The organism is Agromyces sp. Leaf222 (assembly GCF_001421565.1).
Classification (GTDB): Bacteria; Actinomycetota; Actinomycetes; order Actinomycetales; family Microbacteriaceae; genus Agromyces.
In genome coordinates, this window is record NZ_LMKQ01000001.1 from 17,538 (window position 1) to 39,764 (window position 22,227).

At 71.0% G+C, this 22,227-nt stretch carries 24 protein-coding genes; 7 read left to right on the plus strand and 17 right to left on the minus strand.

All coding sequences use genetic code 11. The annotated features are described in order from the left end of the window. Positions 1 to 19: 19 nt before the first annotated feature. Positions 20 to 460 carry a nitroreductase family deazaflavin-dependent oxidoreductase gene (locus tag ASE68_RS00090; protein ID WP_055853791.1) on the plus strand — a complete coding sequence of 147 codons (441 nt, stop codon included), beginning with the start codon at positions 20 to 22 and terminating at the stop codon, positions 458 to 460. A 72-nt stretch (positions 461 to 532) separates the two neighbouring features. Here the strand turns inward: ASE68_RS00090 and ASE68_RS00095 are convergent, their stop codons facing one another. The 6 genes from ASE68_RS00095 to ASE68_RS00120 form a co-directional block, all read right to left on the minus strand. Next, positions 533 to 1,798, minus strand: coding sequence for an NAD(P)/FAD-dependent oxidoreductase (locus ASE68_RS00095; protein WP_055853794.1), 1,266 nt, complete (start codon positions 1,796 to 1,798; stop codon positions 533 to 535). Beyond that, positions 1,791 to 2,507, minus strand: coding sequence for a methyltransferase domain-containing protein (locus tag ASE68_RS00100; protein WP_157421469.1), 717 nt, complete (start codon positions 2,505 to 2,507; stop codon positions 1,791 to 1,793). The genes ASE68_RS00095 and ASE68_RS00100 overlap by 8 nt, the downstream gene beginning before the upstream one ends. A 32-nt stretch (positions 2,508 to 2,539) precedes the next feature. After that, positions 2,540 to 3,682 carry a type III polyketide synthase gene (locus ASE68_RS00105; RefSeq protein ID WP_055853800.1) on the minus strand — a complete coding sequence of 381 codons (1,143 nt, stop codon included), beginning with the start codon at positions 3,680 to 3,682 and terminating at the stop codon, positions 2,540 to 2,542. A 118-nt stretch (positions 3,683 to 3,800) separates the two neighbouring features. Further along, complete coding sequence (locus tag ASE68_RS00110) at positions 3,801 to 4,178, minus strand: SHOCT domain-containing protein (RefSeq protein WP_235480718.1); 378 nt, start codon at positions 4,176 to 4,178, stop codon at positions 3,801 to 3,803. Continuing rightward, a complete protein-coding gene (locus tag ASE68_RS00115) occupies positions 4,175 to 4,603 on the minus strand; it encodes a DUF6325 family protein (protein WP_055853804.1) in 429 nt (142 codons plus the stop codon). Before ASE68_RS00115 ends, ASE68_RS00110 begins: the two co-directional genes overlap by 4 nt. 31 nt (positions 4,604 to 4,634) lie before the next feature. Then, a complete protein-coding gene (locus ASE68_RS00120; protein ID WP_082461707.1) occupies positions 4,635 to 5,735 on the minus strand; it encodes an AI-2E family transporter in 1,101 nt (366 codons plus the stop codon). A gap of 153 nt (positions 5,736 to 5,888) precedes the next feature. Here ASE68_RS00120 and ASE68_RS00125 point away from each other — a divergent pair, with 153 nt between their 5' ends. Continuing rightward, positions 5,889 to 6,287 (plus strand): SHOCT domain-containing protein, encoded by a 399-nt coding sequence (locus ASE68_RS00125; protein WP_055853806.1) that lies wholly within the window; start codon positions 5,889 to 5,891, stop codon positions 6,285 to 6,287. 86 nt (positions 6,288 to 6,373) lie between these two features. On the opposite strand, the gene ASE68_RS00130 is transcribed toward ASE68_RS00125, so the two are convergent. The 5 genes from ASE68_RS00130 to ASE68_RS00150 form a co-directional block, all read right to left on the minus strand. Beyond that, on the minus strand, positions 6,374 to 7,519 hold the full coding sequence (locus ASE68_RS00130) for a DUF998 domain-containing protein (protein ID WP_235480719.1): 1,146 nt from the start codon (positions 7,517 to 7,519) through the stop codon (positions 6,374 to 6,376). 123 nt (positions 7,520 to 7,642) lie between these two features. Then, entirely contained in the window at positions 7,643 to 8,134 is a 492-nt protein-coding gene (locus tag ASE68_RS00135; protein ID WP_055853810.1) for a DUF2017 family protein, read from the minus strand. Further along, positions 8,131 to 8,421: an ATP-dependent Clp protease adapter ClpS gene (gene clpS, locus ASE68_RS00140; RefSeq protein ID WP_055853813.1), complete on the minus strand. Its 291-nt coding sequence runs from the start codon at positions 8,419 to 8,421 to the stop codon at positions 8,131 to 8,133. Before clpS ends, ASE68_RS00135 begins: the two co-directional genes overlap by 4 nt. A 49-nt stretch (positions 8,422 to 8,470) precedes the next feature. Beyond that, positions 8,471 to 8,857 carry a nuclear transport factor 2 family protein gene (locus ASE68_RS00145; RefSeq protein ID WP_055853815.1) on the minus strand — a complete coding sequence of 129 codons (387 nt, stop codon included), beginning with the start codon at positions 8,855 to 8,857 and terminating at the stop codon, positions 8,471 to 8,473. A gap of 56 nt (positions 8,858 to 8,913) precedes the next feature. Then, the gene (locus tag ASE68_RS00150) at positions 8,914 to 10,059 is read right to left on the minus strand and encodes a class I SAM-dependent methyltransferase (RefSeq protein ID WP_055853818.1); all 1,146 of its coding nucleotides are present in this window, start codon (positions 10,057 to 10,059) and stop codon (positions 8,914 to 8,916) included. Positions 10,060 to 10,139: 80 nt separating this feature from the next. On the opposite strand from ASE68_RS00150, the gene ASE68_RS00155 reads away from it, so the two are divergent. Beyond that, complete coding sequence (locus tag ASE68_RS00155) at positions 10,140 to 10,850, plus strand: hypothetical protein (protein WP_055853821.1); 711 nt, start codon at positions 10,140 to 10,142, stop codon at positions 10,848 to 10,850. 28 nt (positions 10,851 to 10,878) lie between these two features. Here the strand turns inward: ASE68_RS00155 and ASE68_RS00160 are convergent, their stop codons facing one another. The 4 genes from ASE68_RS00160 to dnaK form a co-directional block, all read right to left on the minus strand. Further along, positions 10,879 to 11,295 (minus strand): heat shock protein transcriptional repressor HspR, encoded by a 417-nt coding sequence (locus ASE68_RS00160; RefSeq protein ID WP_055853823.1) that lies wholly within the window; start codon positions 11,293 to 11,295, stop codon positions 10,879 to 10,881. Positions 11,296 to 11,308: 13 nt separating this feature from the next. Then, complete coding sequence (locus tag ASE68_RS00165; protein ID WP_055853826.1) at positions 11,309 to 12,310, minus strand: DnaJ C-terminal domain-containing protein; 1,002 nt, start codon at positions 12,308 to 12,310, stop codon at positions 11,309 to 11,311. Between the two features lie 78 nt (positions 12,311 to 12,388). Further along, the gene (locus ASE68_RS00170; RefSeq protein WP_055853829.1) at positions 12,389 to 12,988 is read right to left on the minus strand and encodes a nucleotide exchange factor GrpE; all 600 of its coding nucleotides are present in this window, start codon (positions 12,986 to 12,988) and stop codon (positions 12,389 to 12,391) included. A gap of 8 nt (positions 12,989 to 12,996) precedes the next feature. Then, the gene (gene dnaK, locus ASE68_RS00175) at positions 12,997 to 14,865 is read right to left on the minus strand and encodes a molecular chaperone DnaK (protein WP_055853831.1); all 1,869 of its coding nucleotides are present in this window, start codon (positions 14,863 to 14,865) and stop codon (positions 12,997 to 12,999) included. Between the two features lie 258 nt (positions 14,866 to 15,123). Here dnaK and ASE68_RS00180 point away from each other — a divergent pair, with 258 nt between their 5' ends. Further along, a complete protein-coding gene (locus ASE68_RS00180) occupies positions 15,124 to 16,314 on the plus strand; it encodes a GTP pyrophosphokinase family protein (protein ID WP_055853833.1) in 1,191 nt (396 codons plus the stop codon). 93 nt (positions 16,315 to 16,407) lie between these two features. Continuing rightward, positions 16,408 to 17,214, plus strand: a complete 807-nt coding sequence (locus ASE68_RS00185) for a sulfite exporter TauE/SafE family protein (protein ID WP_235480720.1) — start codon at positions 16,408 to 16,410, stop codon at positions 17,212 to 17,214. 20 nt (positions 17,215 to 17,234) lie between these two features. Here ASE68_RS00185 and ASE68_RS00190 read toward each other — a convergent pair whose 3' ends face one another. Further along, positions 17,235 to 18,818: an MFS transporter gene (locus tag ASE68_RS00190; protein WP_055853837.1), complete on the minus strand. Its 1,584-nt coding sequence runs from the start codon at positions 18,816 to 18,818 to the stop codon at positions 17,235 to 17,237. Positions 18,819 to 19,115: 297 nt separating this feature from the next. Between ASE68_RS00190 and ASE68_RS00195 the strand changes: the two genes are divergently transcribed. Both ASE68_RS00195 and ASE68_RS00200 read left to right on the plus strand, forming a co-directional pair. Then, on the plus strand, positions 19,116 to 19,994 hold the full coding sequence (locus tag ASE68_RS00195) for a serine protein kinase RIO (protein ID WP_082461710.1): 879 nt from the start codon (positions 19,116 to 19,118) through the stop codon (positions 19,992 to 19,994). A gap of 71 nt (positions 19,995 to 20,065) precedes the next feature. Then, positions 20,066 to 20,620, plus strand: coding sequence for a hypothetical protein (locus tag ASE68_RS00200; protein WP_157421470.1), 555 nt, complete (start codon positions 20,066 to 20,068; stop codon positions 20,618 to 20,620). 5 nt (positions 20,621 to 20,625) lie between these two features. On the opposite strand, the gene ASE68_RS00205 is transcribed toward ASE68_RS00200, so the two are convergent. After that, positions 20,626 to 22,191: a hypothetical protein gene (locus tag ASE68_RS00205; protein ID WP_055853844.1), complete on the minus strand. Its 1,566-nt coding sequence runs from the start codon at positions 22,189 to 22,191 to the stop codon at positions 20,626 to 20,628. Between the last annotated feature and the right edge of the window lie 36 nt (positions 22,192 to 22,227).

A 22,227-nucleotide genomic window follows, 5' to 3' on the forward strand; every position in this document is an offset into this window, starting at 1 on the left:
GAGAGACGAAGGAGAACGGATGCCGCTGCAAGGCGAATACGAACCGAGCACGTCGGGCTGGGCCCGCAAGCAGGCCGAGGCCTTCGAGGCCAGCGGCGGCGCGGAGGCCAACCTCCTGCGCGGGCGCCCCGTCATTGTGCTCACGAGCGTCGGGGCGAAGAGCGGCAAGCTCCGCAAGACGGCGCTCATGCGCGTCGAGCACGACGGTGAGTACGCCGTGGTCGCCTCGCTGGGCGGCGCCCCGAAGCATCCGGTCTGGTACTGGAACCTGTTGAAGCACCCGCACGTCGAGCTGCAGGACGGCGGCGAGAAGCACGACTACACCGCGCGCGAGCTCGAAGGCGCCGAGCGCGACGAGTGGTGGGCGCGCGCCGTCGAGGCCTGGCCCGACTACGCGAACTACCAGACCAAGACCGACCGGGTGATCCCGGTGTTCCTGCTCCAGCGCGTCGTGCTCTGACCTCGCGCTGACCCGCTCCGGCTCGCTCTGGCCTGCGCCGGCCTCCGCTGAGCCGCTCCGGCCTGGCGCCCGTCAGAGGCCGCGCATCGTGAAGGCCCTCGCGAGCAGGGCGCGCAGCGGCGGCAGGTCGAGCGTGCGCACCGACGCGTTGCGCACGCGCAGGCGCAGCCCCGAGGAAGGCGCGCCGACCGACATGTTGAATGCGGCCCGACGCACGGCTCGCCGCGCGGCCGCTCGTCGAACGCGGTCGTAGACCTCGAACGCCTCGAACGGGGCGCCCACCGCGAGCGCCGCCGCCAGGTCGCGATCGAGCCGGAGCGCGTCGAGCCAGCCGAGGTTCATGCCCTGCCCGCCGATGGGGCTGATCTCGTGCGCCGCGTCGCCGGCGAGCGCGATGCGGCCGACGGCCATGCGGTCGGCGAGGTGCTGCCGCGCCTCGAACGCGCTCGGCTCGCTCGCCGCCTCGACGTCGAACGCCCCGCCCGTCCGTGAGCCGACGATCGCGGCGATCGTGTCCGCGGTGAGCCGAGCGGGCGCGCGCCGAACCCACGCCACCCAGCGCCGGCGTCCGCCGGGCATCGGGAACGACTCGACGACCCCAGCCGGCTCGAAGTGCAGAAGTGCCGTCTCGGGCTCGCCCGTGTCGTCGCGCGTGTCGCACATCACGTACTGCGCCCGGCCGCGCCGGGCTCGCCATCCCAGTTCGAGCGCGGTACGGATGCCGCTGCGCACGCCGTCGGCTCCGATCACGTACCGGGCGGTCAGCATGAGCGACGCGCCGTCGGCGAACGCGTCGACCTGCACGTCAGCCCCGCGGTCGTGTACGGCCCGCACCTCGACCCCCCGTCGGATGCCGTCGGGCCGCATGCCGGCGAGCCGAGCCTCGAGGATCGCCTCGGTCTCGAGCTGCGGCAGCGAGAGCACGGCCGCGCCGTGCGCGCCTCGCCGGGCACTGCGACCGTCGCCAGCATCGGCGCTGCCGCCGCCGACGCCGCCGCCACGGCCACCACCGCTGCCGCCGCCGAACCTCATCGTGCCGAGCGTGCGTCCCTCGCACGTCGCCCGTCCGCCGCGGATCGGCACCGCGGACGCGACCACCTCGGCCTCGACCCCGGCCCGGGCGAGCGCCCGGAGCCCCGGCGGGTGGATGCCGATCGCGCGCGAACGACCCGAGCCCCGCGACATCCGCCGCTCGAGCACCACCACGTCGATGCCGCGCTGCGCGAGCAGGCAGCCGAGCAGCAGGCCGACCGCGCCGGCGCCGACGACCACGACGTCGTGTCTGGCCTCGTCGGCCCGTGCGTCGGTGGCCGGCCGCTCGGCGGCTCGCTCAGACATCCGCACCCCAGAGCACCTCAAGTCGCGACGGGACGCCGCGGCGCACCCGCCACCCGTGCGGAAGCATCGACGCGAGTTCGACCGCCGTGTGGCTTCGGCGGATCGACGTGAGCCCATCGGCGCGGATGTACGACCCGGCGAGCAGGGTGGACGAGAACGGCAGGGTGCCGGCCGCGAACCCGACGTACCCCCAGCGGCTGCGTTCGATGTCGCCGTGCACGACGACGCCGCCGCCGCTCGCGAGCCGTTCGGAGTCGGCGAGCAGTGCGCCGAACTCCCGTCCGTCGAGGTGGTGCAGCACGTGGTTGGAGGTGACGACGTCGAACTGCTCGTCGGCGGCGGCGAGCTCAGCGCTCGTCGTGCGGCGCAGCACGAGCCCCGGCGTTCGCGGCTGCCGCGACGCCCACGCGAACGCCCGCTCGTCTGGGTCGATCGCCGTGACCTCGAGCCGCAGCCCATCGGCGCGCGCCCATCTCAGGAGGGCTCGCGGCACGTCCGCGCCGCCCGCGCCGATGTCGAGCACGCGATGCGTCGTACCGTGCGACAGGCGCGGCCGGATCCACCGGCGGTAGATCGCCCGCTGGTTCGAGACCACCGCGTTGATGCGGCCGAACTGCTCGTAGGTTCGGGCCAGCATGACGGGATCGCAGTCGGGCGCGTCCATCAGCTCTCGGGCCTCGTCGTCTCGCGTGCGCAAGGACCTCACCACGGTCTCCGCCCCGCACGCACCGGCGCCATGGCTCAGGCGCGAACCGTCATGAGGGCCGACTCGACGGTGAGCCCCGGGCCGAAGGCCACCGCCGCGACCCGATCGCCGTCGGCGGCGGCATCCGACTCGAGAATGTTCGCCAGCACGAACAGCACGGTCGCGCTCGACATGTTGCCGAAGTCGCGAAGCGTCTCGCGGGCCGGCACGAGCTGCGCCTCGGAGAGGGCCAGCCGCGACTCCACCTTGTCGAGGATGCTGCGCCCGCCCGGGTGGATCGCCCAGTGCTCGATCGCCGCGCTCGAGGCATCCGTCGCGAGCGCCTCGGCGAGCGCGGCATCGTGTGCGAAGAGCGGCTCGAGCGCTCCGGTGATGTGCGCGTCGATGATCGCAGGCACGGCGTTGGAGAGCACCATCTCGAACCCGTGGTCGCCGATGCTCCAGGCCATGTCGTCTTCGCCGACCGGCGTGATGCGGGTCGCGAACCGGTCGAGCTCGAACGCCCGCTCGCCGGGCTCCGGCGCCCGCGTGCTCACGATGCCCGCCCCGGCCCCGTCGGAGAACAGCGACGACGCGACGATCGTGTCGGGGTCGTTCGAGGAGCGCAGGTGCAGGGTGCAGAGCTCGACGCTGACGACGAGCACGACGGCCGCGGCATCGGCCTGGCACAGCTGACGGGCGAGTCGCAGCGCGGGGATCGACGCGTAGCAGCCCATGAACCCCAGGTGATAGCGCTCGACGCCGGGGTCGAGCCCGAGCTCTCGGGCGACCATGAAGTCGGGACCGGGCGCGTAGAACCCCGTGCACGAGACCGTGATGACATGCGTGACATCGGATGCCGCGACGCCCGGTGTCGCGTCGATCGCCGCCCGGCCCGCCTCGACGTAGAGGCCGGTGGCCTCCCGCGCGTAGATCGCGTTGCGCGCCTTCGTGCCCGGCATCAGCAGCTCGCCGCTCGCCTGGTCGAAGAAGACCGGCGTCTCCTCTCGAGGCTCGAGCGTCAACTCCTCGAGCACCGAGTGCCGGCGTTCGATGCCCGACACGTTGAACGACGTCGTGACGATGCGTTGCGCGAGCCGGTTGAGGCCTGGTTGCGCGGCGAACACGTCTCGCACCGCGTTTTGCACGAGCACGGTGGCCGGAACCACCGTCGAGATCCCCCTGAGCGTGATGGCCATGCCCCACCCTAGGCACGTGAGCGGATGCTGCGACAGGGGTTGCGGCAGACGCTCAGCGGGTTCGCACGACGAACGCGCCGGCGCCCAGAGGGTCGCCGGCGCGTTCGTGGTGTGCCGTTCAGCTGAGCAGCCTGGCCTTCGCGGCCGCGAACTCCGCGTCGTCGAGGATGCCCTGCTCCTTGAGCGCGGCGAGCTTCTGCAGCTCGGCGACGATGTCGACCGCTGGGGCCGCGGGTGCGGGCGGCGCTGCGGCCGCCTGCTGCTGCGCGGCCCACTGCTGCTGCTGGTAGGCCTGCTGCGCCGCCTGCTGCGCCGAGGCGTCGATCTGGGCCTGCTGCTGTTGCTGCTGGTAGGCGTCGGCCTGCTGCTGCTGGTTGTACTTGTCCTGCTGGTGGCGCTGGACGCTGCCGCTCACCGCCGTCGCGGTGCCCGCGACGACGGCCGTGCGCGCCGCCATTCCGATGAGGCCCGGGCGGCCCATCCGTCGTCCCATCATGATTCCGCTCCTTCGACCTCGGCGAGGATCTCGTTCACGATCGGCGCGGGGATCCGCTCGACCTGCAGCAGCTCTGCGCCCGATTCCGCGAAGCGCGACGCGAGCTTCTTCGCCCACACCAGCTCGATGGCGATGAGCGCCGCAGAGCTGCCGACCGGGATGCGCTCGGCGAGGTCGTCGACGTCCTCGTCGCCGACCAGACCGGCCTCGAGAACCTCGACATCGAACTCGATCTGGTCCCCGAAGTCCTCGAACTCGACGATGGTCACCTCGTCTTCGCCGCGTGAGACGAGCAGGAAGTCCAGGAGCCGGATCTCCCCGCTGTCCACGAGATCCGCGATCGCCTCGAGCGTCCGGCCGTCGGGCCGATCACCTTCGAATCCGATCAGGTACAGATCGACCGGCCCGTACTCGAAATCCGCCATCGGTTCCCCCCTCAGTCAGTGTTTCTGCAGACTATCCCTGCCCGGCGGGCGGCGCTACGGGTGCGGGCGGCAAATCGCCTGAGAGCCTCCTGAGCGTCGCCGTGCGTTCATCGGGCTCGAGGAAGAGCGCGCGAACGAGCAGCGTCAGCGGAATCGAGAGGATCGCCCCGATCGGCCCGATCACGAGGGTCCAGAAGACGACCGAGACGAACGAGAGCGTGAGGCTCAGCGACACCGCATCGCTCACGAACTTCGGTTGGATCAGCACCTGCAGCGTCACGTTCACGACGCAGTACACGAGCACCACGACGAGGGCGAGCGGCCATCCGCCGATCACGAGCGCGAGCACCGCGGGCGGGATCAGCCCGATCACGAAGCCGATGTTCGGGATGAAGTTCGTCACGAACGCGAGGATCGCCCACACGAGCGGGATCGGGATGCCGAGCCCCCACAGCACGAGGCCGTCGATCACCGCGACGATGAGGCCGAACGACGCGTTGACCACGTAGTAGCGGCGGACTCCCGAGAAGTAGCGGCCGCCGATCACGTCGCCGGCGGTGGTGCCGAACACGGGTCGGGCCCTCGCGAAGCGCGCCGCATCCGCCGACATGAAGATCACGTAGGCGAGCACGAAGAAGAACGCGGTCGCGAGCCCGAGCAGCGCGCCCGCGAGGTCGCCGGCGAACCCGACGAGCTGGGCGGGGTCGAGCACCGACCCGAGGCTCGCCGTGGCATCCGTGGTCACCCCGGTCGACTCGACCCACGCGATCAACGACGCCGCCGTCTGCTCGAGTTCATCGAGGTAGTCGGGGAGGATCGACACGAACTGGGCTGACGCGACGACGAGCAGCACGGCGAGGGCGACCAGGATCGCCCAGGCCAGCGCCACGACCGCACTCGTGGCGAGCCATTTCGACCATCCACGGCGCTCGAGCGGGAACCGGATCGGATGCGCGATCGTGACGACGACGGCCGCGACCGCGATGGGGCCGAGCACGTCGCGGGCGAGCCAGACACCTCCGAGGACGATGACCGCTGCGGCGAGCGCGATCACCCTCCGGTGGCCGAGCGTGAACGCCGGCGAGCCGTTCGGGCGCTCGTCGGGCACGTGGTCTGCTGCGGCATCCGCCATAGGGGCCTCCCAGAGGTCACCCTACCGATCGCCCCGAACGGAACCGTCGCACTCCAGCGCGTTCTCTGGACGACGTCGTCGGAACGACGCTACATTCGGCTCAGGCGCTCGATCCCTGGGGGGCGCAGAAAACTCGAGAACGGAACAAAGTACATGGATTTCTGGTCAAACTTCTGGGACATCATCTGGTGGTTCCTGTGGATCTTCGTCTTCGTCGCCTACCTGATGATCCTCTTCTCGATCATCGGGGACCTCTTCCGCGACCAGAAGCTGAGCGGGTGGTGGAAGGCCGTCTGGATCATCTTCCTCATCTTCGTGCCGTTCCTGACGGCACTGGTCTACCTGATCGCCCGCGGTCGCGGCATGGCCGAGCGCTCGCAGCGTGAGGCGCGCCAGGTGCAGGCGGCGACCGACGACTACATCCGTCAGACGGCCGGCTCCGCGCCGAGCGCGGCAGACGAGATCGCCAAGGCGAAGGGGCTGCTCGACTCGGGCGCCATCACCGCCGAGGAGTTCGCGCACCTGAAGACGAAGGCGCTCGCCAAGAGCTGACCTGCGCGTCGAACCGCACGAACCGAGAGGGCCGGATGCATCGCATCCGGCCCTCTCGTCGTGCCCCCGGGTCTCGAGACGCTGGGCTACTCGCCCGGCGTCACGACCGCCGGCTGCGCCTGCAGTCCGGCACCCGCCTCGGGATCGCCGGAGGCGCCCGCCGTGCGAAGGAACACGATGATCCAGCTGAAGATCAGGCATCCCGCGACGAGCTCGACCGCGGTGAGGTTGTAGTACCCGGTCGCGAAGAACACGGCGACCACGACGATGACGGCGACGTACACGTAGCCGAGCACGACGAACACCTTGGGCACCGTGCGGATGAACTTCGGCAGCCCGATCACGATCACCGCGAAGCAGACCGCCATGCCCGTCGCCACCGTGTTGTGGATCGCGAAGAACTCGTCGACCGGGAAGATGCCGACACAGGCCAGGAAGATGCCGATCAGGATCAGCCCGAGGCGCACGAGGTCCCGGCCGCGCCGATCGGGCGGGGTCGACGTGGGGAGCGTCGCCGTCGCGTACCTGGCGACGATCGTGACGATCGCCCCCGCGATGATGAGCGTGAGGTTGAAGGCCTTCGCCGACACGTCGTCGGTCATGCCGAGCGCGGAGAGGTTCTCCTCCCACCAGTGCGGGTCGCTCGCCGAGAGCATGCTCGCGAACGCGCCGACCACGAGGAACACCGCGAGCACGAGCGACAGCAGCATCGGCGTCATCCGCGCGGCCGAGAGGAAGCTGACGTACGCCGTGAGCGCGAGCGCCACGCCCCCGAGCGCGGCGGCCGGCAGCGGGAAGACCACGGCATCGCGGAAGCTCAGCTCGAGCACGGTCGAGATCGCGAGCCAGCCGAGCAGCGCGATGACCGCGTGCGCGATCGCGAGGGCGGCGATGTCGAACCAGTGCAGCCGCGCCCCCGGCACCGACAGCCCCTGGCCGATCTCGCGGCGAAGCGCCGGGTTGGGCGTGCGATCGGCCAGGTAGCGCCCGAGCACGAACGCGAGGAACGCGGCGATCGCGCCGCCGACGCCCGCGAACGCGCCCAGCGAGCCACGACCCGCGATCGGGAGCGCCTCGCCCCAGAACGCGAAGAGTCCGACGAGCCCGCCGACCACGAAGAAGGCGGCCCCGATGATGAGCGCCGCGGACTCGAGCGAGGAGACGTTGGCCGACGGGTTGCGCACGACCCGTCTGATCGATGCCGAATCCTCTACCGCCACGGTTCGCGTCACGTCTGCTCCCACCCCTCGGGCCACGCGCTCCAACGGGCGACGCGGCGATTCGGGATCAGCATGGCACCGCCGAGCGCACGCAGTCCACAGGCTCGGCGATCGGATGCGGCATCCGATCGTCGGTCAGGACGAGATCGGGTCGAGCACCTCGAGCATGGACCCCTGCACGAAGCCCGCCCACTCGTAGGCGGCGCGCAGGTAGTCGTCGCGCGTCTCGTCGGACTCGGTGTCGCCCTCTTCGATGACGCCGACCCGCTCGGCGAGGATCAGCCGCAGGTCGGTGAGGAACGTGAGCCACCCCCACGCCTCGGACTCGTCGAGCTCGATCTGCACGACGCGCTCGCCCTCGTGGGACGCCGTCGCGTCGCGCACGCGCTGCGCGGCCTGGCGCTTGCCGTCGACGAGGCTGTCGCGCGTGTACCGCTCGAACTCCTGCGAGGCGGCGTGGTCTTCGGGGTAGGCGCTCGGCAGCAGGCGACCGAGCGCCGGATCGTCGACCTCGCCGAGCAGCAGCACCGAGTCGACCTGGTCGGCGAGCTCGGACAGCAGCATCGCCTCTTCGGTCTCGAGCACGAGACGGACGCCCTCGCCGTCGCTGCGGCCCGCGACGATCACGACTCGGCCCTCGACACGGTGGCCTGCAGGCCGTATCCGTGCATCGCCTCGACGTGGCGCTCCATCGCCTCCCGGTTGCCGGTCGCAACGATCGCCCGCCCCTCGGTGTGCACGCACAGCATGAGGCGCTCGGCCTCGGCGCGCGGGAACCCGAAGTAGGTGCGGAACACGAAGCTCACGTAGGTCATGAGGTTGACCGGATCGTCCCACACGACGGTCTGCCACGGCACGTCGGCCGCGACACGCGTGATGGTGTCGAGGTCGAGTTCTTCGAGCGTGGAGGTCACCCGTCAAGACTGACACGAGCGCGCCTTCGCCGAAACCCGGATGACGACCTCAGTCGCCCGCGCCCACGCCCCCGCCATCTGGCTCGGGCGTCGCGCGTGGCGTCATGAACCACTCCACGAAACGCTCGGCACGCCCGTCGGGTGCGAGATGCACCTCCCACAGGTTCCAGTAGAACGCGTGACCCGGGTAGTCGACGTGCCCCTTGATGATTCCGAGCCGCTCGTTCTCGATCAGGACCTCGAGGTCCGCCACGGGTCCGGCCGCTTCGTCCTCGCCCCACATCTCGACGATCGCGTCGATGCCGCCCACCGGATCGGGGTCGTCGGGGCGGAACCAGTACTCGGCGTCGTCGGTGAAGATCGCCCGAACGTCGTCGGGCGCCTTCGTGCGCCACGCGTGCAGGTATCCGTCCAGCCAATCACTCGTCCGCGACATGGGTCGTGTCTACCCCACGGGCTCCACGCCCGCCAGTCCGCCATCGGACGCGGCGGTCACCCGGAGCGGCGCGACGCCGTAACGGTGAACTTCGGGTCGCGGGCGATCTGCCGCGTCGGTCCGACGAGGCGTTCGAGGGCGGGGCGGTAGCGCAGGTGCGAGTTCCACACGCACCAGAGTTCGCCGCCCGGCGCGAGCACGCGGGCGGCGTCGGCGAACAGGTGCTCGGCGATGCCGGTGTGCAGTGCGGCATCCGAGTGGAACGGCGGGTTCAGCACCACGAGCCGTTCGCTCGCCTCGGGCAGCAGCTCGAGCCCGTCGGCCTGCGCCACGGTCACGCGGTCGGCCACGCCGTTCGCCTCGGCGGTCGCGCGAGCGGATGCCGCGGCCGACGCCGAGCGATCGGTCGCCGTCACCGCGAGCCCCGGCCTGGCGCGCGCGAGCCAGGCGGCGACCACGCCGGTGCCGCACGCGAGGTCGACGGCGGACGCGGCATCCGGAACCGCGTGGTCGAGGGAGGCGAGCAGCAGGCGCGTGCCGATGTCGACCGAGCTGCCCGCGAACACGCCGCCGTGCGCCGCGACGTCGAGGTCGAGCGCCGGGTCGTGCTGCACGCGAGGCCAGGCCGGCGCGGGCGGCTGCCGCAGTCCGCGCGGTTCGCGCGGCCCGCTCGCGAGCAGCACGCGGGACTTCTGGCGCGCATGCGACACGTCGACCCGGTCGAACCAGGCGGCGAGCACCTCGTTCATCGCGAGGGCCATGTGCTTCAGGCGCCCTCCGGCGAAGATCCGAACCTCGGATGCCGCGTGCCCGGCCACGATGCCCGCGAGCTCGTCGAGCCGATCGAGCGAGCGCGGCAGCCGCATGAGCACGACCCGCGCGCCCGCGGCAAGGTCGGACGAGAGCGGGAGGGACCGCGGCATCCGCTCGCCGTCGAAGCCGAGACGGGCGGCGTTGCGGGCGAGCGCGCGTTCGCCCGTGACCAGGTCCTGATGCACGCGGACACCCGTCGCGCCGAGCGCCACCGCGCCCAGCGCCAGCGCGCCGTAGGCGTCGTCGAGCACGACCACCTCGCCGGGCCCCGCCGCGGCGATCGCCTCGGCCGCCTCGTCGAGGATGAGCCGGTCGGCGGCGTCGGACGCCTCGAGCCCCCGGCCCTCGACGTCGGGCTCGCGGCGCAGCAGTTCGAAGGGCAGGCTCACCCGCCAAGGCTACGCGGAGCGACCCTGCCGGAGGCTTCCTGAGTGCGGATCGCAGACTCGTTTGCTACTCTCGGGCCCGCATGGGGAACGCACAGTCGATCGGGGAGCGCACCGCGGCACGGCAGAATGCCGGGCTGCGCGTCAGGCGAACCGCCACTCGGCGCAGTCGAGGCATCCGCCCGCTCGCCGCCTTCTCGACCCTCATCGTCATGGGCATCGTCGCGACGCTCTCGCTCGTTCCCGCGACGCCGCTCTCACCCGTGATGGCCGCGGGAACCGACAGCGTCGAACCCGCGCAGACCGTCGAAGTCGCCGGGGGCGTGCAGGCGCAGAAGGTCTCGCAGGAGTCGTACGCGGCGGCGACCGGCGCGCAGACGCTCGTCGCCGGCGGCACCAACGTCGACTGGGCCAAGCTCGTGCTCATCGACGGCGACTGGCCCGTCACCGAAGAGAACATCACGTTCATGATGCGCTGGACCCGGCAGGAGAACGGCGCCGACAATTGGTGGAACCGCAACAACCCGCTGAACAACGGGCAGGGATCCGGCGGCGGCTCGGGTCTCGGCAGCTACGTCGACCTCGTCGAGGCGGCGTTCTACGCTGCGCAGAACATCAAGTCCGGTCGGTACCCTGCCGTCGACGCGGCGCTGCAGCGCGGAGATTCGGCGGATGCCACGGCGCAGGCCATCTGGGCCTCCCCGTGGGCGTCGAGCCACTACGGGTACGGCACGCACTGGAGCTCGCGACCCTACGAGGTCATCGAGGCGCCCGCGGAGGCCTGGGGGCGCTGACGCGGCCTGCCGTTCGGCAGAGCGCCGGTCAGCCGCGGTCGAGCGGTCGCCAGACGACCATCGCGGTCTCGCGCCGCACCCGCGTGCCCGAACGCAGGGAGACGACGTCGCCCTGCGTGCCGGCCGCGAAGACGCGGCGACCCGGGCGGTTCAGCATCTCGTCGGCGAGCATCGCCTCGAGCTCGCGCACCCTGGCGCGCAGCGTGGTGACCTCGTCTTCGAGGCCGAGCACGCGACGGATGCCCTCGAGGCTCACGCCCTCGCTCGAGAGCTGCGCGATCTCGCGCAGCTGCACGACGTTGCGCATCGAGTAGCGGCGCGAGCGCCCGGCCGTGCGGGTCGGCGAGACGAGGCCCATGCGGTCGTACTGCCGCAGGGTCTGCGGGTGCATGCCGGCCAGCTCCGCCGCCACCGAGATGACGAAGATCGGGCTGGACTCGTCCATGCTCATGGTCGGCTCAGCCTCGGGCGCGCGCGATGAGGTCGTCGCGGGGGTTCTCGTCGGGCAGCTCGGCGGCGAACTCCTCGAGCTTCTGCTGGGCGTCCTTCGACAGATGCGACGGCACGACCACCTGCACGACGGCGAGCAGGTCGCCCGTGGCCTTCTTCGTCTCGACGCCGCGGCCCTTGACGCGCAGCACGCGGCCGCTCGGGGTGCCGGGTGCGACCCGCAGCTTGACCGGATCGCCGCCGAGCGTCGGCACCTGGATCGTCGCGCCGAGCGCGGCCTCGGCGAACGTGACCGGCACGGTCACGCGCAGGTTGAGGCCGTCGCGCTCGAACACCGGGTGCTTGCGCACGGTGACGGTGAGCACGAGGTCGCCGGGAGCGCCTCCATCCGGCGATGGCTGGCCCTTGCCCGCGAGGCGGATCTTCTGGCCGTCGGCCACGCCCGCGGGGATGCGCACGGTGATGCTGCGGCCCTCACCGGTCTGCAGCGTGAGCTGGTCGCCCTTGGTGGCGGTGATGAAGTCGAGCGTGGTCGTCGCGGTGACGTCGCGACCCTTGGTGGGGCCTCCCGCACCGCGGAATCCGCCGGTCGACTGGCCGAATCGGCCGTTGCCGAAGAGGCCGCTGAGCAGGTCGTCGTAGTCGCCGCCCTGCTGGGAGTACTGCTGGCGACCGCCGCGGCCGGCACCTGCGCCGCCGCCGAACATGCCGCCGAAGACGTCGTCGAAGCCGCCGTTGCCGCCGCCGGCACCGGGCGCGGTGAAGCGCGCGCCGGAGCCCATGGCCCGTACGGCGTCGTACTCCTTGCGCTGCTCGGGGTCGGAGAGCACCGAGTGCGCCTCGCTGATCTCCTTGAATTTCGCCTCGGCCGTCGCGTCACCCGCGTTCGAATCGGGGTGGTACTTGCGCGCGAGCTTGCGATAGGTCTTCTTGAGCTCGGCTTCGCTCACGTCTTTCGAGACGCCGAGCACCTTGTAGAAGTCCTTGTCGAACCAGTCCTGGCTGGCCATCGACACCTCGTCTCTCGAAGTCTGGTGGAAAGGGTACGCCGGTCGAGGAGCTGATCGCTCCTCGACCGGCGAACGGGGTTACGCGGGCGTCTTGACGACGACCTTCGCAGCGCGGAGCTGCGTGCCGCCCAGGGTGTAGCCGGTCTCGACGACGTCGGCGACCGTGTCGACCTCGACGTCGGGCGAGGGCTGCTGGAAGATCGCCTCGTGCTTCTGCGGGTCGAAGACGTCGCCCGGCTCGCCGAACTTGGCGAGCCCGAGACGCTCGACCGACGCACGGAGCTTCGCCGCGATCGTCGCGAACGCCGATTCTCCCTCGAGGTCTCCGTGCTTCTCGGCACGGTCGAGGTCGTCGAGCACGGGCAGCAGCACCGAGACGGTCGCGCCGATGGCGCGCTCCTTCTCGAGCTCGCGGTTGGCCTCGGTGCGCCGACGGTAGTTGGCGTACTCGGCCGTGATCCGCTTGAGGTCGGCGAGGTGCTCGTCGGTCGGATCCTCGACCTCGGCGTTCGCCGCGTTCAGGATGTCCTCGACCGTGAGCACTCGTTCATCGGTCTCGGCCTCGTCGGCCTCGACCCCGTCGATGAGCTCCTCGGGGGTGACGGATGCCGCGGCATCCGTCACCTCGTCGGCGGCGTCGGGCTCGGGAACCTCTGGGTTCTCGTTCGCTTCAGCCATGCTCGGGCCTACTTCTTGTCGTCTTCGTCGTCGATGACCTCGGCGTCGACCACGTCTTCGTCGGAGGACTCGGCCTGCGGCTCGGCGCCGGCCTGCGCCTCATCGGCGGACGCGGCATCCGCTGCCTGCGACTGCGCGTAGATCGCCTCGCCGAGCTTGCCCTGCGACTGCGACAGCTTGTCGAAGGCCGACTTCACGGCCTCGTCGTCGTCGCCCGCGAGGGCCGACTTCAGCGCGTCGACGTCGCCCTGCACCTCGGACTTGACGTCGGCGGGGAGCTTGTCGTCGTTGTCCTTGATGAGCTTCTCGGTCGAGTAGGCGAGCTGCTCGGCGGAGTTGCGGGTCTCGGCGAACTCGCGGCGCTTCTTGTCTTCGGCGGCGTGCTCCTCGGCCTCGCGCACCATGCGCTCGATGTCGTCCTTCGGGAGGCTCGAGCCGCCCGAGATCGTCATCGACTGCTCCTTGCCGGTGCCCTTGTCCTTCGCGGACACGTGCACGATGCCGTTGGCGTCGATGTCGAAGGTGACCTCGACCTGCGGCACGCCGCGCGGGGCCGGAGCGATGCCGGTCAGCTCGAAGGTGCCGAGCGGCTTGTTGTCGCGGGTGAACTCGCGCTCGCCCTGGAAGACCTGGATGGCGACCGACGGCTGGTTGTCGTCTGCGGTCGTGAAGGTCTCGCTGCGCTTGGTGGGGATGGCCGTGTTGCGCTCGATGAGCTTGGTCATGATGCCGCCCTTGGTCTCGATGCCGAGGCTCAGGGGGGTGACGTCGATGAGCAGCACGTCCTTGCGCTCGCCCTTCAGCACGCCGGCCTGCAGCGCGGCGCCGACGGCGACGACCTCATCGGGGTTGACGCCCTTGTTCGCGTCCTTTCCGGTCTCCTTCTTGACGAGCTCGGCGACCGCGGGCATGCGGGTCGAGCCGCCGACGAGCACGACGTGCGCGATGTCGGCGAGCTTGATGCCGGCCTCGCGGATGACGTCTTCGAACGGCTTCTTCGTGCGGTCGAGCAGGTCGGAGGTCATGTTCTCGAACTGCGCGCGCGTGAGGGTCTCGTCGAGGTTGGCGGGGCCGTTCTCGGTGAGCGAGAGGTAGGGCAGCTGGATGCTCGTCGACATGCTCGACGAGAGCTCCTTCTTGGCCTGCTCCGCGGCCTCCTTGAGGCGCTGCTTGGCGATCTTGTCGTTCGAGACGTCGACGCCGGTCGACTCCTTGAAGCGCTTGATGAGCCACTCGACGATGCGCTGGTCCCAGTCGTCGCCGCCGAGGCGGTTGTCACCGGCGGTCGAACGCACCTGGATGGTGGAGAAGTCGTCGTCCTTGCCCACTTCGAGCAGCGAGACGTCGAACGTGCCGCCACCGAGGTCGAAGACGAGGATGAGCTCGTCTTCCTTGCCCTTGTCGAGGCCGTACGCGAGGGCCGCGGCGGTGGGCTCGTTGATGATGCGGAGCACGTTGAGGCCCGCGATCTCGCCGGCCTCCTTCGTCGCCTGGCGCTCGGCGTCGTTGAAGTACGCCGGAACGGTGATGACGGCGTCGGTGACGGTGTCGCCGAGGTACTGCTCGGCGTCGCGCTTCAGCTTCTGCAGGATGCGCGCCGAGATCTCCTGCGGCGTGTACTTCTTGCCGTCGATCTCGTCGGTCTTCCAGTCGGTGCCGACGTGGCGCTTGACCGACGCGATGGTGCGGTCGACGTTGGTGACGGCCTGGCGCTTGGCGGTCTCGCCGACCAGCACCTCGCCGTCCTTCGTGAAGGCGACGACCGAAGGGGTCGTGCGGAAGCCCTCGGCGTTCGCGATGACGGTGGGCTCGCCGCCCTCGAGCACGGCGACGACCGAGTTGGTGGTTCCGAGGTCGATTCCTACTGCACGTGACATGTGTGTCTCTCCTTCTGCCTGGGTTTCGCTGGCGGATGCCGCGAGCACCCGTTCGGCTGTCGATTCGGCCTGAGCGGCCCGTAACCGAAGTCCTGCTTCGGAACTTGAGTCCCGATGACTCAAGCCTCCCAGCGGCTTCGGATCGTGTCAAGTTGGTGCACCCGAACTTGAGTGCACTTGACTCAACTCACAGCCGGCGTTCAGTATTCCGGGCGCGTGCGCCCGCCCGCACCCGCGGCGACGCAATAGCCTGCCGGTGTGGACGCACGCGACCAGGACGAGCAGATCGTCGCCGCCGAGCTCGCCCGATACGACGGCGAGCTCCGGCGGTACCGGCGGCTGCGCAGCCGCATCGAGGCGGACTTCGCACGCCGGCTCGAAGCCGCCGGCTTCCGGTACTTCCACGTCTCGGCCAGGGTGAAGTCCCGCGAGTCGTTCGAGCGCAAGGTGCGCCGGGCGCCCGACCGCGAGGTCCGCGACATCCTCGGCGTGCGCGTCATCGCGCACTTCGAGGGCGACCTGCCGGCCATGGAGCAGGTCGTGCGCGAGGCGCTGATCGTCGATGACGACTCCTGGGTCGACAAGTCCGAACTCCTGCCGATCGACGCCTTCGGCTACCGGTCGGTGCAGTTCGTGGGCCACATCCCCGAGGCCGTCACGGCCGGCGGCGCCGGAATCGAGCCTCCCGGCGGGGTCGACGACGCCGATGCCCCGCAGGTCGAGGTGCAGCTGCGAACCGCGCTGTCCGACACCTGGTCGGAGCTCGAGCACGACTTCCGCTACAAGTCCGCGCGCCAGCTGCCCCGCGACGTCGACCGGCTCTTCGCGCTCTCGGCGGCGCTCCTCGAACAGGCCGACGAGAACCTCGACCGCATCCGACGCCATGTCGACGAGGCACGGCCGATCGGCACCGCACCTCGCGGCGACGGCGGAGGCGAGCGCAGCTACATCGGCCGCTTCATCCAGTACGACGGCGACTCCCGTGCCCTCGACCAGGTCGTGACCGCCGCGCTCGACGTGCCGTTCGGCATCGTGACCGGCTCCGGCCGCGAGCTGCGCAGCGTCGTGCGTGCCGCGGGCTGGCACCGCTACGAGGCGCTCTCCGACGGCTTCGCCGAGTTCTCGGAGCTCGGACGTCGCCTCGCGATCGCCTGCGCGCGCACGGCCAACGACCTCGTGCTGGCCGACGCGGAGCCCCAGCGCCCGGCGCGGGCGTTCCGCGGCATCGGCACGTACTGGACGGCCCTCGGTGCGGCCCTGCTGGGCGGGGAGCCGATCCGCGAATCGCGCGTGCCCGACGGCCGGCTCGCCGAGTACCGGGCGGTCGCGGCGTACCTGTACGCGCATCCGGATGTCTCGGCGCTCGAGGTGCGCAGCCGCTACGGTGCGATCGCCGCCCCGGTCGGCTCGTCGGCCGACGAGCAGTTCTCGCCGATCAGCCTCGACTGAACCCCCCGCGCTCGCCCCGACGCCGGGCGGAACGGCGGAGGCGCACCCCGGGGTCGCATGTCATCGCGGGTCGCCCGTGGCATCCGTCGCGCCATGCGACTGCTTGAATCGAGGGATGCCCCACGTGACGTCGAGCCCGCGTTGAACCCGCTCGAGTTCGTCGCGCTCATGGCCGGCGGCGTGGTGGCCGGGTCGATCAACGCCGTCGTCGGATCGGGCTCGCTCGTGACGTTCCCGCTGCTGCTCGCGTTCGGCTATTCGCCGGTGCTCGCGAACGTGACGAACAACGTCGGCGTGCTGCCGGCCTCGCTCGCCGCGACGTACGCGAATCGCGCGGAGTTCCGGGGCGAGTGGCGGCGGCTGGCGTTCTTCCTCTGCTTCTCGGCAGCGGGCGGCGTCGCGGGCGCGCTCCTGCTGCTGCAGCTGCCGAGCGAGGCGTTCGACGCGATCGTGCCCGCGCTCATCCTGCTCGCGCTCCTGCTCGTGATCTTCGGTCCGTGGATCAAGCGGTGGACCACCCGGCTGCACGGCGAGGCCGGTCACCGCGACCACCCGGCCGCGACGGCCGCGGTCGCCGGACTCACGGCGGTCTACGGCGGGTACTTCGGCGCAGCCCAGGGCGTGCTGCTGCTCGCACTGCTCTCGATCACGATGACCGGCGCCCTCTCGCGGGCGAACGCCTACAAGAACGCGATGGCCGCGGTTGCGAACCTCGCCGCGGCCGTCGTCTTCGTCGTGGCGACCGAGGTGGCGTGGCCCGCGGCCGCGGCGATCGCGATCGGCTCGTTCATCGGCGGATCGCTCGGCGGTCGCTACGGACGCCGCATTCCGCAGACGGCGTACCGCGTGGTCATCGTCGTGATCGGGCTCGCCGCGCTCGCGTACTTCGTGCTCACGTAGGAGGGGCTCCCGCGTGGCCGTCAGCCGAGCATCGACCCCTCGGCCGACGCGTTCGGCGCCGGATCGGGCAGCCGCCGCATCCGGAAGCCGTTGAGCACGCCGAGGAGCCCAGCGAGGATCGGCACGAGCAGTGCGATCTGGAGCGCGATGAAGCGGGAATCGGTGTTGATGCGCAGCACCTCCTCCTGCACCTCCGGCGTCTCGTCGGCGAGGAGCGCCTCGAGCCCGGTGTTCGTCATGATCTCGGCGTCCTCCTCGAGCACGGTCGAGACCTGCTCCTGCTGCGCGTCGTCGAGGACGGTGCTCGCGTCGGCGCTCGCTGTGAACGTGAAGGCCAGCGTCGCGAGCATGATCGCGCCCGCGAACGCGAGGCCGAACGAGAGGCCGAACGACCCGGCGGCGGAGTTCACGCCCGCGGCCTCGCTGACCCGCTCGTCGGAGATCGGCGAGAGCGTGTAGTTGTTCAGTTGCGAGACGAGCAGCCCGAGGCCGCAGCCCGCGATGATGAGCGGCACCACGAGGAACCACCCGGAGTCGGCGATCGGCACGATCGGCACGATGGCGGCGACGCCGATCACGACGAGCGCGAACCCCCCGAGGATGATGTTCGCCGGTCGGCGTTTGAGCCCGCGCCCCGCGAGCAGCGCGACGACGAACATGCTGAGCGAGAGCGGCGCGATCGAGAGCCCCGCCTGCAGCGCGTTGTACTCGAACACCATCTGCAGGTAGATGGGCAGCACGATCATCGTGCCGCCGAGGGCGATCTGCTGCAGCAGCTGCCCGCTCGCACCTGCGCGGAACATCTTCGACTCGAAGAGCGCGGGGTCGAGCAGCGTCGGCTTGCCGCGCCGCTTGCGGCTGCGCAACCAGAACACGAGGAGGCCGAGGCCGAGCACGCCGATGCCGATGATCAGACCGACGTAGCCGCCGCCCTCCTGCCACACGAGGATGCCGGTCACGACACCGCCCATGCCGACGATCGACAGCAGCGCACCCACGAGGTCGATCGAGCGGTCGCCGTGGTACGGCACGTCCTTGACGAGGCCGATGCCGATGAGCACCACGGCGATGATCGCGGCCTCCAGCGCGAAGCCGACCCGCCACGAGAGGAACGTCGTGATGAAGCCGCCGAGCAGCGGACCCACCGCGGCGGCGATCGCCGCGGACGCCCCGACCAGCGCGTAGACCCGCTTCTGCTGCGCGCCCTCGAAGTTGCCGTGGATGAGCGACTGCATCGCCGGCAGGAGCAGCGAGGCGCCGATGCCGCCGATGATCGCCCAGAAGATGATGATCGCCGTGAGGTCTTGCGCGAAGACCATCGCGATCGCACCCACGGCGTAGCCGAGCAGCCCGAGCACGTAGGCGAGCTTGCGGCCGATGAGGTCGCCCGTCTTGCCGCCGATGAGGATGAACGCGGCCGACACGAGCGCCTCGAGCGCGATCGCGCCCTGCACGCCGCTCACCGTGGTGTCGAGGTCGCGCACGACCGCCGAGATCGACACGTTCATGAGCGACGTGTCGACCACCAGCACGAACATCGCCATCGCGAGGAGGATCGCGAGACGGAAGTTGAACGGCGCCTGCGCGCCTGCGCCCCCAGTCATAGCCGCACTCAACCACACCGCGCGCCGCTTGCGATAGAGGGATCCTCGCGTTTCTCCGAGTCGGGCCGCGGGACCGTCGCGGCGAACGTCGTGGTGGACAGCCGCCCGCGAGGGCGCGTATGGTGTCGCAAGCCGCACCACGCGGCATCCGACTCACCGAGTGGAAGGAGCGAGTCATGACCGACGCCTTCGTCGCGCGTTTCGCAGACCCCCTTTCCTGTGAGGCCCCCCGCCTGTAGTCGAACCAGCCGTTCGGCCGGGCAGCCCGGTGGCCTCCATCTCACTCGGAGAACCATCGTGACCTTCCTCTCGTCTCTCGACGACACCTCCGCCGCGCGTTCGACCGCGGCATCCGACCTGTCCTCCCTCGCGTTCCAGACCACGGAACCGGGCGAGGGCCAACGCTGGTCGACCTGGCCGGCGACCACCCCGAGCGAGCGCGGCCCCGCGCCCCGCCCCGACTGGCTCGTCACCTCGGCCGCGGCGATCGACACCGAACTCGGCGTCGTGAAGACCGGCAAGGAGGGCGACGTGTTCCTCATCGAGCGCGCGATCCCGGATGCCGCGGCGGAGGTCGCGGGCAACCTCGTCGTGCTCGCGGCCAAGCGCTACCGCTCGAGCGAGCACTCCGACTTCCACCGCTCCACGATCTACACCGAGGGGCGTGGGCTGCGTCGCACGCGCGACGTGCGCGCGGTCGCGAAGGGCACCTCGTTCGGACGCTCGGTCGCCCGCGTGCAGTGGGCCAGCGCCGAGTTCGAGGCACTGTGCCGCCTCACCGAGCTCGGCGCCGCGGTGCCGTACCCGGTGCAGGTCGCTGGAACCGAGGTGCTCATGGAGTTCATCGGCGACGGACGAGTGGCGGCGCCGCGCCTCGCGCAGGTGCGCGCGACGCCGGAGGAGCTCCGGGACCTGTTCCACCAGGTCGTCGAGTTCATGCACGTGCTCGCGGCAAACGGCCTCGCGCACGGCGACCTCTCGCCCTACAACCTGCTCGTGCACCGCGGGCGCGTCGTGGCGATCGACCTGCCGCAGGTCGTCGACCTCGTCTCGAACCCGCAGGGCCTCGACCTGCTGCACCGCGACTGCGTGAACGTCTGCGACTGGTTCACGAGGCAGCGGCTCGAATGCGACGCCGAGGCGTTGTTCGGCGAGCTCGTGGCCGTGATCTGGTGACGCACGGCGGGCGGGCGCATCAGGGCGTGCCCGGAAGCGGCCGGGTCGCCCGGTTCTCTAGGATCGCGCCCATGACTCCTGCCACCAGCCGTTCGATGTTCGCCGTCGCGGTCGTCCTGGCGGGTGCCGCGCTGGCCGGATGCAGCGCGACCCCGCCGGTCGACGCGACGAGCGCTCCCGTGGAGGCGTCCGCATCGGCGTCGCCCGAACCGGCCGCCGAGCCGGCCCCGGCGACGAGCGACCCGACCTGCGACACCGTGCTGACCGAGGAGGCGATCGCCCGTCTGGAGGCCGACGGCCTCGAGCAGATCGACGTGGGCGCCTCGACCTTCTACCCGATCGCCGACGACCTGATCGAGGCGGGCGGCCTGGCCTGCAAGTGGGGCCGGCCGTCGTCCGACGCCACGCTGACCGTGGTGCAGCTCTCGGGCATCGACGTCGCCTCCTCGGAGTGGCCCGCTGCGCTCGCGGCCGCGGGCTATGCGGAGACCGGTGATCCGGTGCCCGGCGCCCACAGCGGGCCGACGGATCCCGGCACCGGCGTGCCCTCGGTGGTCGTGGTCGAGACCGATCGACTCACGTTCGTGAGCACGCCGCTGCACGCGATCGACGTCGCCGTGGACTGACCCGGTCAGGACCGCCCGGCGCGGCGCCGAGCCGTGCGCGCGAACGCGAGCAGCAATCCGGACGCGGCGAGCGCGCCGACGGCGAGCGTCACGCCGGATGCCGCATCGACACCGGTCGCGGGCAGGCACGGCGCACCGGCGGTGCACGGCTCGGGTGCGCCGGTCGGGCTCGGCGCCGGGGTCGGCCCGGCCGTCGGCGTCGGGGTCGGCGTGGGAGCGGGCGTGACCGTGAGGAGCATCGGGTCGCCGATCACCGCGTCGAAGAGCGCGCTCGTGGCGACCAGGCGCACGCGCAGGCCCGAGTTCTCGAGCGTTCCGTCGACCGCGAGCGATTCGCCGGTCGCACCGGCGACGTCGGTCCAGGTGGTGCCGCCGTCGGTGCTCGACTGCCATCGGATCTGCTGCCAGAAGTCGTCGGCGGTCGCCGTGAAGGTCGCGGTGGCGCCCTCGTCGACGGTCAGGTCGCCCCCGCCCGTGATCGTCGGCTTCGTGAAGACGAGCAGCTCATCGGTGCCGCCGCTGGTCGCGTACACGCGGTCGGCGTCGGCACCGGTCGCGCTGTAGGCGTCGACGGACTCGACGTTCGCACCGATGTCCACCCGCGCCCCGACCGGCGTGCCGGTCTCGTAGTCGATCGCGACGATGCCGCCGGTGAGGCAGGCGACGTAGACCCGGTCGCCGTTCGGGGTCGAATCGAGCAGGCGCGGACCGCAGTCGACGGGAACCGTCGAGACCGGATCGGCGGACCCGGGCGTGAAGGCGGAGATCGACGTGGGCGTGCCGGAGTTCGAGCTCAGGACCCGGTCGACGTTCTCGACGTACGCGGAATCCCATGGCAGGTCGCCCGTGGGGGTGAGCGTGCCGAGCGTGAGCGAGCCGTCGCCGGCCACGTCGACCGCCTGCACGCCGCCGGTCGGCGCCGGCGCGAACGAGGTGAAGTACGCCTGCGTGTCGTCGGTGCGCACCGAGACGCCCCGGGACCCGTTGGGCACGGCGACAGTGCGAGGCGGCGCCGTCGGGTCGGCCGTGGAGAACTGGTACTGCGGATTGAAGAGCGTGGCCGCGTAGACGTAGGTGCCCGCGGTGTCGGCCTCGAGGTCGACGAAGCCGCCCCCGGCGGTGATCACGATCGGGGCCGGCGTTCCTCCCGCCACGAGGTCGGCGGTCGGGTAGACGAGGATCTGGCCCGGGTTGTAGAACGCGACCCACACCTGCGAGCCGTCGGGCGAGACCTGCACCGAGGTGGGGTTGAAGTCGGTGCCCGGCCCGAACGTCACCACGCCGAGTTGGGCGAAGTCCGTCGTGTCGTAGACCCGCAGGTCGGCCGCGCCGCCGTCTCCTCGTGAGATGACGAAGACGTGTGCACCGTCGGGCGTGGCGTCGACGTCGATCGGATACCGCCCGGACGGGACGGCCAAGTAGGTCATCTCGGGGTCGGCCGCCGCCGGCGCGACGGAGCCGAACCCGACCGCCGACGCGGCGAGCAGCGCCAGGACCGCCGTGGCGATCGCGATTCCGCCACGACGACGACGCGCCCTCGGTGCGGGCTGGTGACGGGCGGTATCGAGCATTCGTCGAGTCTTGCATCTGGTGCGCACCGGCACCAG

Excerpts from the sequence above, each read along its gene's own strand:
- dnaK (WP_055853831.1), bottom strand. The coding sequence starts at position 14,865 with ATGTCACGTGCAGTAGGAATCGACCTCGGAACCACCAACTCGGTCGTC.
- ASE68_RS00145 (WP_055853815.1), bottom strand. The coding sequence starts at position 8,857 with ATGTCGCGGACGAGTGATTGGCTGGACGGATACCTGCACGCGTGGCGC.
- ASE68_RS00190 (WP_055853837.1), bottom strand. The coding sequence starts at position 18,818 with ATGACTGGGGGCGCAGGCGCGCAGGCGCCGTTCAACTTCCGTCTCGCG.
- ASE68_RS00120 (WP_082461707.1), bottom strand. The coding sequence starts at position 5,735 with ATGGCGGATGCCGCAGCAGACCACGTGCCCGACGAGCGCCCGAACGGC.
- ASE68_RS00110 (WP_235480718.1), bottom strand. The coding sequence starts at position 4,178 with ATGATGGGACGACGGATGGGCCGCCCGGGCCTCATCGGAATGGCGGCG.
- ASE68_RS00200 (WP_157421470.1), top strand. The coding sequence starts at position 20,066 with ATGACTCCTGCCACCAGCCGTTCGATGTTCGCCGTCGCGGTCGTCCTG.
- ASE68_RS00205 (WP_055853844.1), bottom strand. The coding sequence starts at position 22,191 with ATGCTCGATACCGCCCGTCACCAGCCCGCACCGAGGGCGCGTCGTCGT.
- ASE68_RS00155 (WP_055853821.1), top strand. The coding sequence starts at position 10,140 with ATGGGGAACGCACAGTCGATCGGGGAGCGCACCGCGGCACGGCAGAAT.
- ASE68_RS00165 (WP_055853826.1), bottom strand. The coding sequence starts at position 12,310 with ATGGCCAGCCAGGACTGGTTCGACAAGGACTTCTACAAGGTGCTCGGC.
- ASE68_RS00160 (WP_055853823.1), bottom strand. The coding sequence starts at position 11,295 with ATGGACGAGTCCAGCCCGATCTTCGTCATCTCGGTGGCGGCGGAGCTG.
- ASE68_RS00115 (WP_055853804.1), bottom strand. The coding sequence starts at position 4,603 with ATGGCGGATTTCGAGTACGGGCCGGTCGATCTGTACCTGATCGGATTC.
- ASE68_RS00185 (WP_235480720.1), top strand. The coding sequence starts at position 16,408 with ATGCGACTGCTTGAATCGAGGGATGCCCCACGTGACGTCGAGCCCGCG.
- ASE68_RS00090 (WP_055853791.1), top strand. The coding sequence starts at position 20 with ATGCCGCTGCAAGGCGAATACGAACCGAGCACGTCGGGCTGGGCCCGC.
- ASE68_RS00170 (WP_055853829.1), bottom strand. The coding sequence starts at position 12,988 with ATGGCTGAAGCGAACGAGAACCCAGAGGTTCCCGAGCCCGACGCCGCC.
- ASE68_RS00125 (WP_055853806.1), top strand. The coding sequence starts at position 5,889 with ATGGATTTCTGGTCAAACTTCTGGGACATCATCTGGTGGTTCCTGTGG.
- ASE68_RS00095 (WP_055853794.1), bottom strand. The coding sequence starts at position 1,798 with ATGTCTGAGCGAGCCGCCGAGCGGCCGGCCACCGACGCACGGGCCGAC.
- ASE68_RS00105 (WP_055853800.1), bottom strand. The coding sequence starts at position 3,682 with ATGGCCATCACGCTCAGGGGGATCTCGACGGTGGTTCCGGCCACCGTG.